This is a genomic window from Microvirga sp. GCM10011540 (assembly GCF_042650665.1).
GTDB lineage: Bacteria > Pseudomonadota > Alphaproteobacteria > Rhizobiales > Beijerinckiaceae > Microvirga > Microvirga lenta.
The window spans coordinates 1-878 of record NZ_JBHSBQ010000061.1 but is presented as its reverse complement, the minus strand read 5'-3'; the positions used below and the strand labels follow the sequence as shown (position 1 = coordinate 878).

At 69.5% G+C, this 878-nt stretch carries 1 protein-coding gene; it reads right to left on the bottom strand.

The window, feature by feature from the left end; all coding sequences use genetic code 11:
* Window positions 1–56: 56 nt before the first annotated feature.
* Window positions 57–875, bottom strand: coding sequence for a sulfite exporter TauE/SafE family protein (locus ACFOYU_RS15225; protein ID WP_377034242.1), 819 nt, complete (start codon window positions 873–875; stop codon window positions 57–59).
* Window positions 876–878 lie beyond the last annotated feature (3 nt).

The following is an 878-nucleotide window of genomic DNA, read 5'->3' as shown; positions in this document are numbered from 1 at the left end:
GAAAGGCCCTGCCGGTTTTGGACCGGCAGGGCCTTTTTGTTTTCCGGTTTTGTTTTTCAGACGAGGAGGCTGGCGGCGAACCGGGCGCAGACCAGCAGGAGAAACAGCCCGAAGGCCACCTCCAGCCGGCGCTTGGACAGCCGGTGCGCCAGCCGCGCCCCCACCGGCGCCAGCCAGGTGCTGGTGGGAATGAACAGCAGGAACCCCACCAGCGAGATGTAGCCCAAGGCCAGCGGCGGCTGCAGCGCCACCACGTCGGGAAACTGCGCCGCCCGCGGCCAGCCGGCATAGACATAGCCGATCGCCCCCGGGATCGAGATCAGAATGCCCAGGCCCGACGAGGTCGCCACCGCCTGATGGATCGGCCGGTTGTAGAAGGTCATGAACAGGTTCGACAGCTGGCCGCCGCCGATGCCCATCAGGGCCGAGAGCACGCCGATGACCCAGCCGTAGACCACCATCACGGCCTTGCCCGGCATGTCGAGGCCCAGGCGCCAGGTGTCCTTGCCGAACAGGAGCCGCACCGCCGAGATGCCGGCCACCGCCACGAACACCGCCTTGAACAAGTCGGCCGGGGCATGGCGGGCGACCAGGCTGCCCATGACCACCCCGACCACCACCGGCACGGCCCAGACCCGCAGGATCGACATGTCGACGGCGCCCTTGGCGCGGTGGGCGTTGAAGGAGCGGATCGAGGTCGGGATGATGATGGCCAGCGAGGTGCCCACGCACAGGGGCATTCTCACCTCCTCGGGCACGCCCACCAGGCGGAAGAGCTCGTAGAGGATGGGCACGGCCACGGCGCCGCCGCCGACGCCGAAGACGCCGGCGAGCAGGCCGGTGAGCGCGCCCGCCAGCAGCAGCGCCACCGCCAGCCA